This window comes from Paraflavitalea devenefica (assembly GCF_011759375.1).
Lineage (GTDB): Bacteria > Bacteroidota > Bacteroidia > Chitinophagales > Chitinophagaceae > Paraflavitalea > Paraflavitalea devenefica.
The window spans coordinates 648,715-665,434 of the sequence record NZ_JAARML010000003.1 but is presented as its reverse complement, the minus strand read 5'-3'; the positions used below and the strand labels follow the sequence as shown (position 1 = coordinate 665,434).

The window sequence follows — 16,720 nt, the reverse complement described above, 5'->3', positions numbered from 1 at the left end:
CCTTAGCAAAGCTCTAAATATTGAAACCATGAAAATCGTCGCACTCCTGGTTGTGCTGGGCATTTCTTATTGTGTGGCGCCTGCGCAATCCCCTACCCCCAATCCCGGTGGGGTGGGTGGCGCTATACGCTGGTATGCCGCAGATACCAACAACAACAAGGCTGGCTTACGCAGCCGCTTACCTACTGATACCACCTGGCTCACCTATGATCAGGCCACGCTGCAGCACCTGAATTTTCATCCGGCATTGGTGCTCGATGGCCGGCACAGTCTGCCCGTGCACCTCGGCAGCCGCGATTGGCGCAGCGCCAGCATTTTTACCGTGTACCAAACCACCGATACCGCCCGCGAGAATAGCATCTGGTACACCACACAAAACAGCAACACGGGGTTGGTGCTCACTACCGACCGTATGGCCGATCTGCCGGCCTACCGCTACATGAATTTCTATGATGTCATCAGGCGCCAGCCTAAAGTGAATGTATATGTGCAGCAGAAAGAAAAAGATTCCCAGGCCATTACTTCCCAAACATTACACATCGGCGGCCAGCCCATTACCCCCAAAGTACCGGTGATTAATTTCAATGGACTCATCCCGGAACTGATCGTGTACAACCGCGTGTTGAACAGCACAGAACGGTTGCAGGTGGCTTCCTGGCTGGCGCTGAAATACGGCATCACTTTAACGGAACCCGGGGCTACCTACCTCAACAGTGCGGGCGAAGCCATCTGGCAGGGATACGATTACCCGCAATGGCATCACAATATTGCCGGCATCGGCCGCGATGATACGGCGGGGTTGTACCAGTCCAAAGCAGGCAGCAGCAATACGCCGGGATTGCTCACGGTAACAACAGCAGATCCCCTGGCCAACCATACTTTTTTGATATGGGGCGATAATGATAAACCGTTCATCCCGGCGCCTAAAATAGCCGGCTTACCGCTGATGCTGCAACGCACCTGGCTGATGAAGATAGCTGGCAACACATCCTACTCCACCACGGTACAAATAGATACCAAACCGGTAGACGCGCGCTTACCACTGCAACCCGTTTACTGGCTGGTCATTGATCCATCGGGCAAAGGGAATTTCAACACGGCCGCAACAGCCTACCTGCCAATGACTGCCTTGGATAAGCAGGGCATCGCCACCTTTACCAACGTGGTGTGGGATAAAGATGGGTCCGGTAAAGATGCCTGGACCCTGATCGCCGGGCCAGCCCTGTTATTACAAACCATCATCGATCAGCCTGCCTGCACACAACAGGCCACAGGCAGCCTGCAAACACGCATACTGGGCGGCAAAGCACCATTTCAATTGGTAGTACAAAGCGCCACTGGCGTTATCGCCAACCGGCGCATTACCGATCCAACTACACCCCTTACATTTTCATCCCTGCCCACCGGTAAATATATGATCATCGTTACCGATGCCAGCCAACACAGCTATACAGATTCATTTTATATCAATTATACAGATGTGCCCCTGCCCGCTTTGCAGGCCGGTCAGTATACGTTGCCCGCAGGAGGCACGGTCACACTCAATGCAGGCGCCAGCCTGCCATCCGGTCTGAGCTGGGAATGGAAAGGGCCGGATAATTTTCAATCATTCAGTCCGCAGGTGCGCATTACCAGGCCCGGCGTATACACCATCCGATGCGGTAAGGACGGTTGTTACAATCACCAGGACATAACCGTAAAAGCCATTCCCAACAACAAGCTGTACGATGTAACCGTATTTCCCAATCCATCCACCGGCCGGTTTGCAGCACGGGTTACGCTCGATGAACCGGCGCCGGTAACCATGTCGGTATACACACCGGAAGGCAAATTGACCACGACACAAAAAGGAGATCGCCGCTCCAATTACCTGTTCACCGGTGAGCTGACAGTCGCCGGCATGTATGAACTGGTATTTATAGCCGGGTTATCCAAAACCAGCAGAAGACTGGTAATTGTAAAATGATAAGCGCCACGTATGCAAAAGAAAATTACCTTTCTATTATATTGTTCAGGTGCTGTGCTGGCTGCCGCCTATATCGGCAGGCAACAACCGCCAATGCCACTATTCATAAGCGCGCCTGGCCAGGAGCTGGTAGCAGCAGCAAAAAAGCCGGTCGTTACGCATGCCGGCGCCAGCCACCAGGTAGTGCTTACCTCTGATCCCACAGACGCCTTCATCAACCTGCCCGATGAACCATCCACACAGGGATATGCGCCTACTTCCATCAAAGACTTTGAAGCCGCCGATCCCGCCACCGGCATAGCCATGATACCTACGCCCACGGCCAACAGCCTAGGCAATGCCGTACTGAATTTTACCATGAACCTGCCGCAGGGGCGCCAGGGCATGAACCCGGCCGTCAACATCCTGTACAACAACGAAGGCGGCACTTCCTGGATGGGTACGGGATGGAACCTGCTTACCCCCTCCGTAAGCATCGATACCCGCTGGGGCGTTCCCCGCTATGATGCAGCGCTGGAAACAGAAATGTACCTGCTGAGCGGCGAACAACTGGCGCCCGTCAACAACCGCGATACCTTCGTGGCCCGCACAGCCGAAAAGCGTTTTTATCCCCGGGTAGAAGAAGACTTCAGTAAGATCATTCGCCATGGCAACAGCCCCGCCACTTACTGGTGGGAAGTGGCCGAAAAGAACGGCCGTAAAAATTACTACGGAGGTCGTCCCGGCACGGGCGTAGACAACGGGTCTGTGCTGAAAGACGACAGCGGCCACATCGCTTACTGGGCGCTCACCGAAACCCGCGACCTGAACGACAACAATGTGCGCTACGAATATGAAACCGCAGAAGACCCGGGCCTTACTGGCAGCACCCAGCAGGGCCGGCAGTTATACCTGCGTCGTATATTTTATACCGGTCATGGCAATACCAACGGCGCCTACCAGTTGGAATTCTTGCGCAACAGTCACGTGGGCGATATCACCAGGCGCAAAGACATAGTCATCGACGCCCGCCTGGGATTTAAACAGGTGAGCGCCGACCTGCTGCGAAAGGTACGCATCTGGTATAACAGCACCCTTATACGCAGTTACGAGTTTACATACGCAGAAGGCGCCTTTTACAAAACATTGCTGAAAAGCATCCGGGAACTGGACAATAAGGACAGTTTGTTTTACAGCCAGGACTTCGATTATTATGATGATGTCAGGGACAACAATACCTATAAATCGTCAGCATCTCTATCGCCCTGGCAAATGCCCGGCGATAACATCAAAGGCGGCATCATCAACCCCATACCTCAGTTCGAAGACCATGGCTCAGCCATCAGTGTGGCAAAAGTGAAAAGTGCTGCCGGTGGACTGGTCATTTCGCTGGGTGGTATTGCAGGCGGCGTATGGAGCAAAAAGCTCACTGTGGGAGGAGGCTTTACCTACGGGCAGGATAACCAGGAAGAAATACTCAGCCTCATAGACATCAATGGCGATGGCTTGCCCGATAAAGTGTTCAAGAAATTCGACCTGCTTACCGGTATGCACCTGTATTACCGGCCCAACCTCGGTGGCGGCCTCCGGCAATTTGGCGAGAAAAAGATCATCAACGGAGTGATCGATTTTGGCACCAGCAAAACAGAGAATATCGGCGGCGGAGGACAGGCGCTGCCCTACAACGGCTTTTTCGGCGTACAACACATGACATCCACCACCACCAGCAAAATCTTCTTTGCCGATTTCAATGGCGATGGCCTGATCGATATTGCCGATGGTGGTGTGGTGTATTTCAATCACCTGAACGCACAGGGCGATCCGGAGTTCACCACCAACAGCAAAGAAACACCCAGCCCCGTTTTCGCCGGCAGGATCGATCCCGCCTTCCTGCAAATAGACACCGCCCGCCAGGCAAAACAGGAACGTGATTTTCCCTTGCAGGATGTTATCCGTTTTTGGGAAGCGCCGGTGAGCGGTACCATCAGTATCACCGCACCGGTGCAGTTGATCGAAGTGCCTAATCCAACCGGCTTCATCAATAACAAAAAAGATGGTGTACGCGTAAGCATACAACAAGGTGCCGACACGTTGTGGAGCGCCACCATCGGCCCCAATGATTTCACCCCGAAAACACCCACCAACGTAAGCGGCTTACCGGTCACCAAAGGACAGCGTATTTATTTTCGCCTGCAATCGGTATACAATGGTGAAGACGATATCGTACAGTGGGATCCCATCATTCAGTATACAACTGCGGTAACACTGCAATCGGACCGCCACCATAAAACCAGCCATTACTACCGGGCATCGGAAGACTTTGTCCTGCACAGCAAAAATGCCGTGGGTATGGGCAAGCAGGGAACCATAGCCATCGGTGGCTGGTTTAAAAAACAGGTCACCACTGATTCCGTATTCCTGCAGGTCACGCATCGTCGAAACAATGTGCAAACGGTCCGGTTCATACAAGGCTATAGCGGTAACCAGGTGATCGATCAGGTGGTGCAGGTACCCAATCAGATTGCTGTAGATACGGCCGATGAACTGTATTTCACGCTAATATCAAAGTCTTACATCGATCGCTCCGCCATGCAGTGGTCGCCCCATTATGCCTATGTGGCTTTTACCGATGCAACGCCCGTTACATCAACAGGCGGCAGGCCCACCATGGAAGGCTACCCCATTCCCGACAATTCCAATTACAACCAATGGTTGAGGATAGCGCCGCCAGTTACGGCAGCGCAAAAAGATACTGTCATACTATGGCCGCAGGTAAGCGGAGGCGGCAATGGTACCTTATGGTTTACCATCAAGGGTAATGACACCGTATATGCACGCCGGCGCATATTCGTGAATGGAGGCGTGATGGATCCAGTCGATAGCATCCCCCTCATACGCAATGCCGGCGAACCACTGTTCCTGGAATATGCCACCGATTCACTGGAATTTGCCGCTTACCTCGGGCCAACAGTAGTGAACCAGTATATGGATTCATCCTACGTAGATAGTACAGGCACTGTAAAAGATACACTGGTATTGAAAGGCACATGGCCGGCCAACCTGTATACCAATCCCCCGCAGGATTACCTCGGGGCGCAGTTTCGCGGATGGGGGCAGTTTGCATTCAAAGGCGACCAGGGCAATGTACCGATCAACGAGACCAAGCTGAACCTCGATGAATTCAATAACAGCTACTCTACCGATCCCAACGCCTTTACCGACACGGCCAACATGGGCAACATGCCCAACCCTTCGAAGGCGAACTTCGTCACCCTGTACTCCGATCCCACCCGGCAGTTATGGCTGGGCTACGATACCAGCGTATATGTGACCGCCAATACCATGAGCAGCTCCCGGTTGTACATGCACGATGTGTCGGTAGACAGTGTGCCCGCCGGCGCCGGGGCGATCTACAAAACAAGTACCACCGAAACAACCAGCTACTCGCTGGGCGTCACGGCCTTTGGCGTAGGGCCCAGCGGTGGCTTGTCGTATGCTACAACATACATCGATGCCGACATGATGGACCTCAATGGCGACCGGTACCCCGATGCCATGTACCGCCATCTCGAAGGCGATATCATGGATTGGGATCTCAGGCACGTCATGCAATATACCCTGCCGCATGGCGGATTGGGTGGTAACACTGTTTATAATAACATGGGCGTTGCCGCCACCTATGGGTTTCAAAAAGGCGTTGGTTTAGGCGGGGAATATGAAAAAGCATTCACCGGCAACAAAACCACCAAAGCAGCCAGCGGTGCACAGAATACCGCCAGGGCAGCTATGGGTATTTCAGGCAGCTTGAACTTTAACGACGATTACACTGGCGGCACCTGGATGGATATGAATGGCGATGGCCTGCCCGACCGTATCTGGGACAACGGGCACGTAATGCTCAACCTGGGATACCGGTTTTCTCCACCCGAACAGTGGGACTTCAGGGATATCGACAAGGCGAAGAGCTTGTCGTATGGCGGTGGGCTGGGCATCAACATCGATGGCGGCTCCTTTGAAGGTGGCTTCGGCATATCCCGTACAGAAGGCCGCAATTCTTTTATGTTTAACGACCTCAACAACGATGGCCTGCCCGACCAGCTATCGATGAGCGACGATAAAGTATATGTGCGCTTCAACACTGGCACCGGCTTTGGGCCACTGATGGAATGGAAGGGCTTCAGCGATATAGCAGCCTTGATGTCCGTAGGCGAATCCTTCAACATGGCCGTTACCATCACCATACCCATCTACATTATATTCCTGAAGATCTGTATCAATCCCAGTGGCAACGGTGGACAGGGCGCATCCCGCCAGGAAAAAGCATTTATGGACATTGATGGCGATGGCTATGCCGATTATGTAGAGTCGAAAGACGATGCAGAGCTCATTGCTTCCGCTTCAGCCATTGGACGCACCAATATGCTGCGTACCGTAAAGGGTCCGTTGGCCAAAGCATACTTCACCATCGATTATGAGCGGATGGGCAATACCTTCGATATGCCCCAAAGCAAATGGGTGATGAAAAACGTAACGGCCTACGATGGGGTTCCGGGCGATGGGGTAGATACCATTCGCCGGCGGTTTGAATACGAAGGCGGCCGGCAGGACCGGCACGAGCGGGAATTTTACGGATTCAGCAAAGTCACCACGCGTGAGCTGAATACCGCCGATCAGAACAAAGTATACCGCAGCTACGTGCAGCAGTACTACAATACCAGTTATTACAACAAAGGACTGACCGCTGCCGAATGGACCGAAGATGCAGCAGGCAACAAGTATACACAAACAATATTCACCTGGGACATTAAGCCCGTACAGGACTCTGTACGCTTCCCGGCTTTGAAACAAACAGAAAACCTGTTTTACGAAGGAGCTGTCACCACCAACATAAAAAAGATAACCAGCTATGAATACGATGCACTGGGCAATATCACGCGCATAGAAGATGAAGGCGACGGCACATCCGCCGGCAGGAACCAAACCACCATAGCCTACCACAATGACGACAACCTGTACCTTAAATCGGCGCCGGCTTCTGTAGAGATAGGCGATGCGCAAGGTGTGAAACGTAAACGTGCTACCACGTATAATACATCAGGCGCGCTCATCAAAATACAATCCTTCCTCGCCGATGGTACTGCAGCAGTCACTGATCTCAGTTACGATGCATATGGCAACATCACCACACTCACCAAGCCGGCCAATTACAAGAACCAGCGTATGACGTATACCTTTGAATACGATCCGGCCGTACACAGCTATCCCATTAAGATAACAGATGCATTTGGATATACCACCACCAGCGAATACGATTACCGGTTTGGCGTGGCCACGCGCACCGTTAGCAGGAACAACGAACCCACCCGCTACCAGTTCGATGACCATGGGCGCCTCATTCGTTTCACTGGTCCGTATGAGCTGACAGCCGGAAAGCCCTATACCATCGCCGTCGATTATCACCACAGTGATGACGTGCCGAATGCCGTTACCAGGCACTACGATCCGGAATACAACAGCGATATCAACATCCTCAACTTTGCAGATGGATGGGGCCGATCTATACAACTGAAGAAACAAGTTTCTTTATTTAAAGGAGCATCCCTGGCCGATGAAGAAACGATGGTGGTTTCAGGTACCGACGAGTTCGATGCATTTGGACGCGTGATAAGGTCCTGGTATCCCGTGCTGGAAGCCATCGGCCCCGCTACCGGAAAGCTCAATGGCGACCTGGGCAAATTCAAATCGAGGACCGTCTTTGATGTTACCGACCGTCTGGTAAAACAGGTATACGCAGACAGCGCTACCACCACGATAGCCTGGACATCCGGCAACAGTGGCCTCAGCATGATGGTGACCGATGCCCTGGGCAACCGCACAGAAAAGCTGAGCGATGTGCATGGCAATACCCGATTGCTAAAAACCTATACGCCAGGTGGCGTGCTCACCACCCGCTACGATTACAATGCGATGGGAGAAGTGGTGCAGGTGGTAGACCATGCAGGGAATGCCTTTACCGCCACGTACGACAACCTCGGTCGCAAAATAGCAGCGCAGCACCCGGATGCCGGACAAACCACTTTCGAATACGACCTGGCCGGCAACCTGCTCAAAAAGGTCACTGCGCGGATACGGCAGGAGATCACGAATGGCGGAGCAATACAATACCAGTATGAGTACGATCGCCTCACAGAAATAGATTATCCACGCCAATACCAGAACAAAGTAAAATATACCTACGGCGCACCTGGCACGGGCGCCAAAGCAGGCCGCGTCATATTGCAGGAAGATGGCAGCGGTGGACAGGAATTTTACTACAGCATGCAGGGCCAGGTGGTGAAAACCATCCGTACCGTATTGACCAGTCCACGCTTTGCGACCACCTATGTAAGCGAACAGGCATTCGACTCCTGGAACCGCCTTAAAAAAATGGTGTACCCCGACGGCGAAGAGATCATGTACCATTACAACAAAAGTGGTGGCCTTAAAAGCATGGATGGCCTTAAAAAAGGAAGCAGCTACAAATTTATCGACCAGTTGGGATACGATGAGTTTGATCAGCGCGTATACATGCGGTACAGCAACGGCACCGAAAATACCTACCGGTATGATAACCTGCGCAGGCGGCTTACACAGTTGCGCGCCTTATCGCCCGCCGGGCAGCCCATGCTGAACAACACCTACCAATACGATGCGGTAAACAATATAACAGGTTTTGTCAACGATGCACAGGCCGGTGCTACCAGGCAGGATTACCAGTACGATGCGCAGTATCGCCTGGATTCTGCCACCGGTGAGTTCAGCGGCTCAGCGCGTTTTGGGTTGAAACTACAGTATGATAACCTCAGCAATATTGTACACAAGGCATGGTATGGCCCCACCAGCGAAAACAATTACAACCACAACTATACGTACGGTGATCATGCGCCGCACCAGGCTATCCAGATCGGTCCCAACCAGTACAGGTACGACGCCAATGGCAACCAGTTGGGCTATGGTGATATTGAAAACTTTTACGACGAAGAGAATCGCCTGATGGCAGTGATCAACAAGGGCATACTGAACCAGTATACCTACGATGCCGATGACAACCGCGTAGTAAAAAGCAGCGGCGGTATGCAAAACCTTTGGTTGAACGGTGCACCGGCCGGCGCGGTGAACCATGCCGATAATTATACCGTATACGTAAGTCCTTACGTGGCCGCGAAAAGATCGGAATTTGTCAAGCATTATTATATCGAAGGCCAGCGCATAGCCAGCAAGCAGGGGCATGGCACCTTCACCAATATTACCTTTCCACAAACAGGATTAACAGCCGGTGGCGTGGATTACATGAGAAGAGCCGCCCTGATCGAAAAGGCGCGCAACGAGTATTATGCTTCCCTGGGCGTAAGCCCCGGTCCGCCCACCGATAAACTGTTCTGGGCCAAACCCGAAAACACCGGCATTGCGGCACCCGTATTTGCCGATACCACCGCGGCCGATGTGCCGCCCGGCTGGCCAGGAAATACTGTTGGTCCGCCCAATGGTCCGCCGGTTTTTGTAAACGCCATTCCTTCGCGTGATTCGGTAAAAGCCGGTTATGGCTTTGAAGAGGCCGGGCATATATACGAAGGCAGCATTTATTTCTACCACGTCGATAATACCGGCAGCACCAACTACGTCACCAACTTTAAGGGCGAAGTGACACAGCAGGCAGAATATGCTCCCACCGGCGAAATATTCTTTTATAAACAGACCGGTTCTTTTGAAACACCTTACCTGTTCAATGGAAAAGGCCTCGATGGAGAGACCGGCTATTACAATTACAACACCGCATACTACAATCCCGCACTCAGCCAGTGGCTCACGGTGCCCGATCCTTCCGGCGATGGGTATCCCGGGTATGGAGGTGGCGTCTATAGCCTCACAGGCAATAATTCGGTCGGCGACATGGTGGCCAACCCGTCGGTATCGAAGGTCAGCTACAGCGGATCGACAGACGCGGAATCGGACCTGGTGGAAAACAAGGCCTCCGAAGGATCGAACGATAAACTATCGAAGGACAAACTCAAAAAACTCAACAACAACCCCAAACGGAAAATACTGGCCAACAGGTATGCAAATATTCTATTGGAGAACCGATACAACAGGAACTTAGCGAACAACGACGACCCGGTGGCAGAACTGCGAGCCACGCCTGCTGCCGCGCCTACGCCCAACCTGTCGCCCACGCTCGATGATGATGATGGTATGTGGAGCAACCCGGAAACCTACGATCGCGACGATAATAGTCCCGTGCGCGTAGTACGCCGGAACTCAACAAGCAACCAATCTGGCCTGAACCGGCAGCGTAGCCTTTCAACCGTGAAACTGCACAGGAACAGTATATCGGCTATCAGGTTGCATCCGGCACAACGGTTAAGTATTGGTGACAATCTGCCCACTACCCTGCACATCAAAGCTCCGGTGCGCAGGAACACCGGGTTCAGGAACAGTTTAAGCAGTGTCAGGAATTCGATTTCTGTAAAGCGGAGATAGGGTTTGCACTACATAAGACTCCATATGCACGTTATGTGCTATATGTCCTATGTGGTGCTTTTCTAAAATTGAAGTAATTTTCCACAACCCAAACCCAACCGCTGAAGAATACTGCCTTAATATCTTTCCTGGTTATGTGGCTTCCCCTGACTATAGGGGCACAGACTTCCCTGCAATATACCCGCCTCACCGTAGAAGACGGCCTCAGCAACAATTCCGTTCAATGCATATTGCAGGACAAGGCCGGTATACTGTGGTTTGGCACCAACGGCGGATTGAACCGCTACGATGGCACTTTTTTTATCCAATACAACATACTAAGCCAGCCTGCCCTCAGCAACAGTTCCGTCACGGCCATCATGCAGGATGAAAAAGGGCTTATCTGGATCGGTACCGAAAACGGCCTCAACATCCTCGATCCCTGCACCAATACCATCCGGCAATTTGTTCACCAGGATGCCATGCCGTCTTCATTGCCAGCAGGCCCCATACGCAGTATTCAACAATTACATAATGGGCGTACCTGGGTAATGGGAGAAACCTGGCTGTCTGAATTTTCCGGCGACAGGCAATTCACGCAGGTTGCTATCGACAGCAGTTTGCTGAGAAAAGATATGGTGTTGGCTTCGGTTACTGAAGTAAGCAATGAACTGGTTTGGTTGTCTTACCTCGACCAGCCCACTACGCTGGTGAACAGACGTGCTACAAACAGCGGGCAACACATCGGCCCGGCTGTAACATATTTGAATGACTACTCGAAAATTTACATTGATGGCCGGCACGTTACCTGGGGTATTTCCAGTTACGGCATCAGCCGGTATAATAAAGGCGCATTTGACAACTGGTTGAAAAATCCCTATGTTGTCAGCGGCCCTAATTTACACCTGCGCGCCGCTCATTGCGTGGATGCAGCCGGCAATGTATGGCAGGGCAATGACCGTGGAGGACTGGTGAAATACGACTTACAGCAGCGCCAGGTAACAGATTACAGCTCTTTGCTGGCAACAGTAAATGCCTCCATCGTATTTTGTTTGTTCAAAGACAATAACAATACTATTTGGGCGGGAACCGATAATGGCATCATCAAACTGTCCAACCGCGAAGCGTCGTTCGCCAATCTGCCGTTCATCATACAGGGTCAGGAACTGAAGAACATTCGCTGCCGGCGAATCATGGCCGACCGTTACAATAACCTCTATGCCGGAACAGAGAATTACGGGTTGCTGAAGCGGACACGCACCAGCACCGGCGGGGATACCACCATTGCGTTGTCTACTTTTGGCGCACCACCCATCACGGTGTTGCCTGTTGTTAACAACACCATTCATTTGCCACTCGATGGCCGGTACGACATTGGCTATGTCTATGATATGTGGTACGATGGTAAAGACTTGCTGTGGATGGCAGGGTATGGTATCAGTCGCTATAACCTGCAAACGGGGGTGATGGATATTTTCCAGGCAAAAGGCGACGAGGCTGCCAGGCAGCAAAGCATCACCCAGTTCAGTCTTGCCTGGGATGGCCGGCTGTTCTGGACGGGCGGGCAACACAACCTGTTTACCTTCGATCCCGTTACCAGTGAAATGTGGCCTTTCCGCGATCAGAACGGCCACATGCCTTTTGAAGAGCTGCCTTGCTGGAGCCTCGTCCTAAAAGGTGAATGGTTGTGGGCCGGGTCGGCCAATGGATTATACAAAGTGAATACCCGCACCAGGGAAGTGAAGAAAGAGCCTGTACATCGCGTACTCGATTTCGGCATCAATGATATTACCTTCGATGGCGACAGCAGTTGCTGGATCAGTACGGCCGGGGGAGGGTTGATCTGGTACAACACCTACACCAAAGAAGTACAACAATACACCAATAAAGATGGACTGAGCAATAATACCGTTTGTGGAGTGCTGCTCGATGCCCGCCGCGATTGCTGGATCACCACCTATGCCGGGTTAAGCTATTTCAACCGGCAAACCGGGCAGTTCACCAACTTCTATGCAAAAGATGGATTGAATACCGATGAGTTCAACCGCAAGGCCCTGTACAAAATGCCGGACGGAAAAATGATCGCCGGGGGACTGAATGGCTATATGCAGTTCGATCCCGCAAAAGTATTCACCACCGTCAGGCCCGTTACCATAGCCCTTACCCGCTTCAGCAAGATCGACCGTGATGGGTTGACCATCGATTCCATATTCAACCTGCAGTCATTTACCAATGCCGTGATAGCGCCCGGCGATAAATTCTTTTCCTTTCACTTTATGCTGTCAGACCAGTATGACCCTGCCGGTAACCGTTTTTTCTACCAGTTGCAGGGCGTGGACGATGCCTGGCATCCAATAGGCAACCAGCATTTTATTTCTTTCAACGGGTTATCGCCCGGTAGTTATACCCTGAAAATAAAAGGCAATACAGGCGGCGGATCGGGCAGCATCAACGAATTGACCATTCACATATTGGTGAAGCAGGTGTTTTACAGGAGCATTTGGTTTATGCTATTGGTGGTAGCCGCCATTGCCGCCATTGCCTGGCTCATCGTACGCTACCGTATACGCCAGGTAAAAAAGATCCAATACCTGCGCACCCGCATTGCCAGCGATTTACATGATGATGTAGGCAGCTCGCTCGTTCGCATCACCGTACTGGCTGATGCCGGTAAGCGCGATGTCCTTACCACCGATATAGCGGAGCAACTGGGCACTATTTCCGGTATCAGCAGAGGAGCTATCTCCACCATGAAAGATGTGGTATGGAGCATCGATGCGCGGAACGATACCATGGACGGTATGATCCAATATATGCAGGAGCACCTGCACAATATGCTTACACCTGCCAACATCGACTTTGAGCTGAACCATACAGGCATTACCCAACAGGAAAAACTGACCATGGAATTCCGCCAGCATGTATACCTCATATTTAAGGAGGCCATCAACAACGTAGTGAAACATGCCGGCGCTACCCGGGTGCAGGTGGAGTTACACAAAGCGAACGGGTATTTTATTATGCAGATAAAAGATGATGGAACCGGATTACGGGAAAAGAAATTCAATAGCGGACATGGGTTGTACAATATGCAGTTGCGGGCCGGGCGCTTAAAAGCGTCTTTCGATATTATTTCAGATAAGGGAGTTACCATACTGCTGAAAGTGCCTGTATAAATTATACCCCTTATATGGGATAGGAGATATAGGATCGTACGATTATCTTTAAAAGCATTACGATGATTCACCTCGCTTTAATAGAAGATGATGAAGTGGTGCGGCGCTACCTGGCCGCCTTCTTTGCCGGCAGTGACGGCATACAGTGCAGCATCGCCGCGGGCTCGGTAGATGATTTTTTCGATAAAGCGCAGCAGATAGAGCAGTTGGACATTGTGTTGACCGATATCGGCTTACCCGGTCAATCGGGCATTGAGGGCATACCCGGTATTAAACGAAAATTCCCCGACGCATCCATCGTCATACTTTCCGTATACATGGACAACGACCGTATTTTTCAGGCGCTTTGCGCCGGCGCAGTTGGCTATTTACAAAAAGATACCGCCCTGGAAGAAATTCTGAATTGCATTCATACCATTTATAAAGGCGGGTCAGTTATGTCGCCCACCATTGCCCGTAAGGTGGTAGATTATTTTGCCCCCAAAAGGACCTACAATGAACCCCTCACCGCCAAGGAGCAGCAGGTGATCGCTGCCATGGTAGACGGGTTGAGCTATAAAATGATCGCCGCCCGCCTTGGCATTACCCTCGAGACCGTTCGCCAGCATATTAAAAATATTTACCGCAAGTTGCAGGTCAACAGTAAAAGCGAGGTGATTGTAAAGTCGTTGAAGGGAGAGATATAGGGGGTATGCACCGTGAGCATTATTTGTTTAAGACCATTTATGGAAATTAACCGCCGGTGCATCTCAAGGCCATGAAATGGTCATTCCTCTTCCTGCTTGCCGCCATTCGCGTATCGGCCCAAACTGCTGAGCCCCCCAAAACTGTAATGGCTGTCCGATTCGACAACAGGAGCCAGCTCATATTCAACGCGCTCAGCGAAGACCAGACAGGTACTGATATTTCTTTCCGGAACCCCGGCCGCACCGACACTACCGTCACCAAACACCTCTCCTATCAAAAGCCCTTTCATATTTATTATGCCAACGTTGATGTTAGCCAGGATGGTAAAACGTTTGCCGCCACCCAGCGTAGCCTGCTCCTCTTACCCGGCGATAGCGTTGTGCTGGATCGAAATGGCCGTCATTTTGTTTTTGGCAGCTATAGCCCCGGTTACCTGGATGAACTGCTGGACCTGACCGGTCTGTACTTCCCAGGCTTTTCTGTTATTACCAAACAGCTACAGACCAAAGGTTTGGCGGGAATGATCAAGGATATTCAACAGCGGTATATAGACAATGAAAGAAAGATCAATGCCTTTGCTAAAGAACCACCAGTGACTGAAGCCCTGCACAATTTCAATTATCTGATCAAGGCAAGGGGTATTATGGCCATACCCAAGGAACAGGCTGCCACTCCTGCCGGTAAAAAAATACTCGATAGCTGTTATACCGGGTTTGAAAATAATATTTCAAAGATAGCAGCGCTGCAATCTCCATTTACCCACTCCATACTTTATAATATCCTTACCTATCGCACCTATAGGGCCGGAAAGCCCACCACCAATATCTGGGATTATTTTGCGACGACAGACCCCAAAATTGCTTCAACAGAATTGTACCGCTCCTTCCTGCTCAACCTATTGCACGGCAATTACAAAGGCAATACCGATCAATTAAAAAACAACATTGCACGAATAAAAAAAGCCGGTATCGAAGATCCCCGGTATGATTCATTGTTACAGGCGAAGATAGCGCTGCGGGAAAACCAAACCCTGCAGGCAGTGGCCAGCATGGAGGATATTAAAGGTGCCCTGCTCAATTATTTTAATTTTATCCGGTCGCAAAAAGGCAGTTATCTCTTTGTTGATTTCTGGGCATCCTGGTGCGGCCCCTGCCGCAGGCAAATGCCTTATTTGAAAAAACTGCTTCCCGATTTTGCCGGCAAGGGAATCAAATTTATATCCGTCAGCATCGATGAAAATGATAAAATAGATGATTGGATCGCTGCCAGTAAAGACGAAGGCCTATACAACAACCCTTATAATTTCCGCCTTGAACAGGGTTCGCACAACAAGTTGTTGAAAATACTGGAAATACGTTCTGTACCGAGGTATCTTTTGTATGATCCCGAGGGTAAATTAATCTCCGCCCAATTCATTACACCCGATAAAAAAGAATTTAAAGAGCAATTGCTCAAGGAGATCAAAGCAAAATAACCTGGTATACGATCACCATAGTTTCTTTAAGTTTTCTATTATTTAGTATATTACGCTTAAGCATACTTCTTTTTAGATCACTTCAAAAAACCTATCGTTATGAAACAAACACGTGCCATTACTTTACTGGTATCCATTTTTCTCTGCTTCGCACTTCAAGCCCATCGTCCGTTTGCCACCTGGAATTACAATGGCGGCTCAGGTCCCCAGATTGTAGTTACCTACGATGGCAGCCTGTTACACATTGGCCCGAATTCTTATGATCAGCCGTTGCGGGTAACCTGGTCTACGCCCAATGGCCCTTACAACGAAGTGGTGTATGGATCAACTTTCTATCCTTACAATACCTACAACTTCGTCATCAGCGGAAGATCTTCTTCGACCAATACCAGTTCGGATTCTTATTATAACTATTATTAAAGGGCATTATCAATGTTAACGCATTTTGATTCGTGTCACCCCGGAGTAGCAACCGGGGTTTCTTTTTTTACCGCCGTTGCCGGTTGTGGGACCGGGTGGGATAAAGGCCCTGTAGAGCCCATAGGGCTTTCCGTTAAGAAAAATTTGCGTAGCTAAATAACTACATATATATTTGTAGTCAAATAGCTACGCAATGAACCTAAGACGAGACGTATTTCAAGCCATAGCAGACCCCACCAGAAGGGCTATACTGTTATTGGTAGCCTCCCAAGCCATGACCGCAGGGACCATAGCCTCCAATTTTGACACCGCCAGACCCACCGTTTCAAAACACCTGCAGATACTCACGGAGTGCGAATTGCTTGAACAAGAGCAAAATGGCAGGGAGATCTACTATCACTTAAACCCACAAAAGATGAAAGAAATAGCAGACTTTATAGAGCCATTCCGCCAATTGTGGGATGACCGGTTCAATAAACTGGAAGCCATCATGAAAAAATACAAACCCAAAAAATAGCACAA

At 50.7% G+C, this 16,720-nt stretch carries 7 protein-coding genes; all 7 read left to right on the top strand.

Annotated features, from left to right (window positions below):
• Positions 1-28 precede the first annotated feature (28 nt).
• The 7 genes from HB364_RS21005 to HB364_RS20975 all read left to right on the top strand — a co-directional run bounded on the left by HB364_RS21005 (position 29) and on the right by HB364_RS20975 (position 16,715).
• Entirely contained in the window at positions 29-1,966 is a 1,938-nt protein-coding gene (locus tag HB364_RS21005) for a hypothetical protein (RefSeq protein ID WP_167290283.1), read from the top strand.
• A gap of 12 nt (positions 1,967-1,978) precedes the next feature.
• On the top strand, positions 1,979-10,462 hold the full coding sequence (locus tag HB364_RS21000) for a SpvB/TcaC N-terminal domain-containing protein (RefSeq protein WP_167290282.1): 8,484 nt from the start codon (positions 1,979-1,981) through the stop codon (positions 10,460-10,462).
• A gap of 134 nt (positions 10,463-10,596) precedes the next feature.
• Positions 10,597-13,617, top strand: a complete 3,021-nt coding sequence (locus HB364_RS20995) for a sensor histidine kinase (RefSeq protein ID WP_167290281.1) — start codon at positions 10,597-10,599, stop codon at positions 13,615-13,617.
• A gap of 62 nt (positions 13,618-13,679) precedes the next feature.
• The gene (locus HB364_RS20990) at positions 13,680-14,303 is read left to right on the top strand and encodes a response regulator (RefSeq protein ID WP_208420032.1); all 624 of its coding nucleotides are present in this window, start codon (positions 13,680-13,682) and stop codon (positions 14,301-14,303) included.
• Between the two features lie 71 nt (positions 14,304-14,374).
• Positions 14,375-15,778, top strand: coding sequence for a TlpA family protein disulfide reductase (locus tag HB364_RS20985; RefSeq protein ID WP_167290280.1), 1,404 nt, complete (start codon positions 14,375-14,377; stop codon positions 15,776-15,778).
• Between the two features lie 99 nt (positions 15,779-15,877).
• A complete protein-coding gene (locus HB364_RS20980) occupies positions 15,878-16,198 on the top strand; it encodes a hypothetical protein (protein ID WP_167290279.1) in 321 nt (106 codons plus the stop codon).
• 193 nt (positions 16,199-16,391) lie between these two features.
• Positions 16,392-16,715 carry an ArsR/SmtB family transcription factor gene (locus tag HB364_RS20975; RefSeq protein WP_167290278.1) on the top strand — a complete coding sequence of 108 codons (324 nt, stop codon included), beginning with the start codon at positions 16,392-16,394 and terminating at the stop codon, positions 16,713-16,715.
• The last annotated feature ends 5 nt before the right edge of the window (positions 16,716-16,720 follow it).

Coding starts and splice junctions, on each gene's coding strand:
- HB364_RS21005 (WP_167290283.1), top strand. CDS start 29: ATGAAAATCGTCGCACTCCTGGTTGTGCTGGGCATTTCTTATTGTGTG.
- HB364_RS21000 (WP_167290282.1), top strand. CDS start 1,979: ATGCAAAAGAAAATTACCTTTCTATTATATTGTTCAGGTGCTGTGCTG.
- HB364_RS20995 (WP_167290281.1), top strand. CDS start 10,597: ATGTGGCTTCCCCTGACTATAGGGGCACAGACTTCCCTGCAATATACC.
- HB364_RS20990 (WP_208420032.1), top strand. CDS start 13,680: ATGATTCACCTCGCTTTAATAGAAGATGATGAAGTGGTGCGGCGCTAC.
- HB364_RS20985 (WP_167290280.1), top strand. CDS start 14,375: ATGAAATGGTCATTCCTCTTCCTGCTTGCCGCCATTCGCGTATCGGCC.
- HB364_RS20980 (WP_167290279.1), top strand. CDS start 15,878: ATGAAACAAACACGTGCCATTACTTTACTGGTATCCATTTTTCTCTGC.
- HB364_RS20975 (WP_167290278.1), top strand. CDS start 16,392: ATGAACCTAAGACGAGACGTATTTCAAGCCATAGCAGACCCCACCAGA.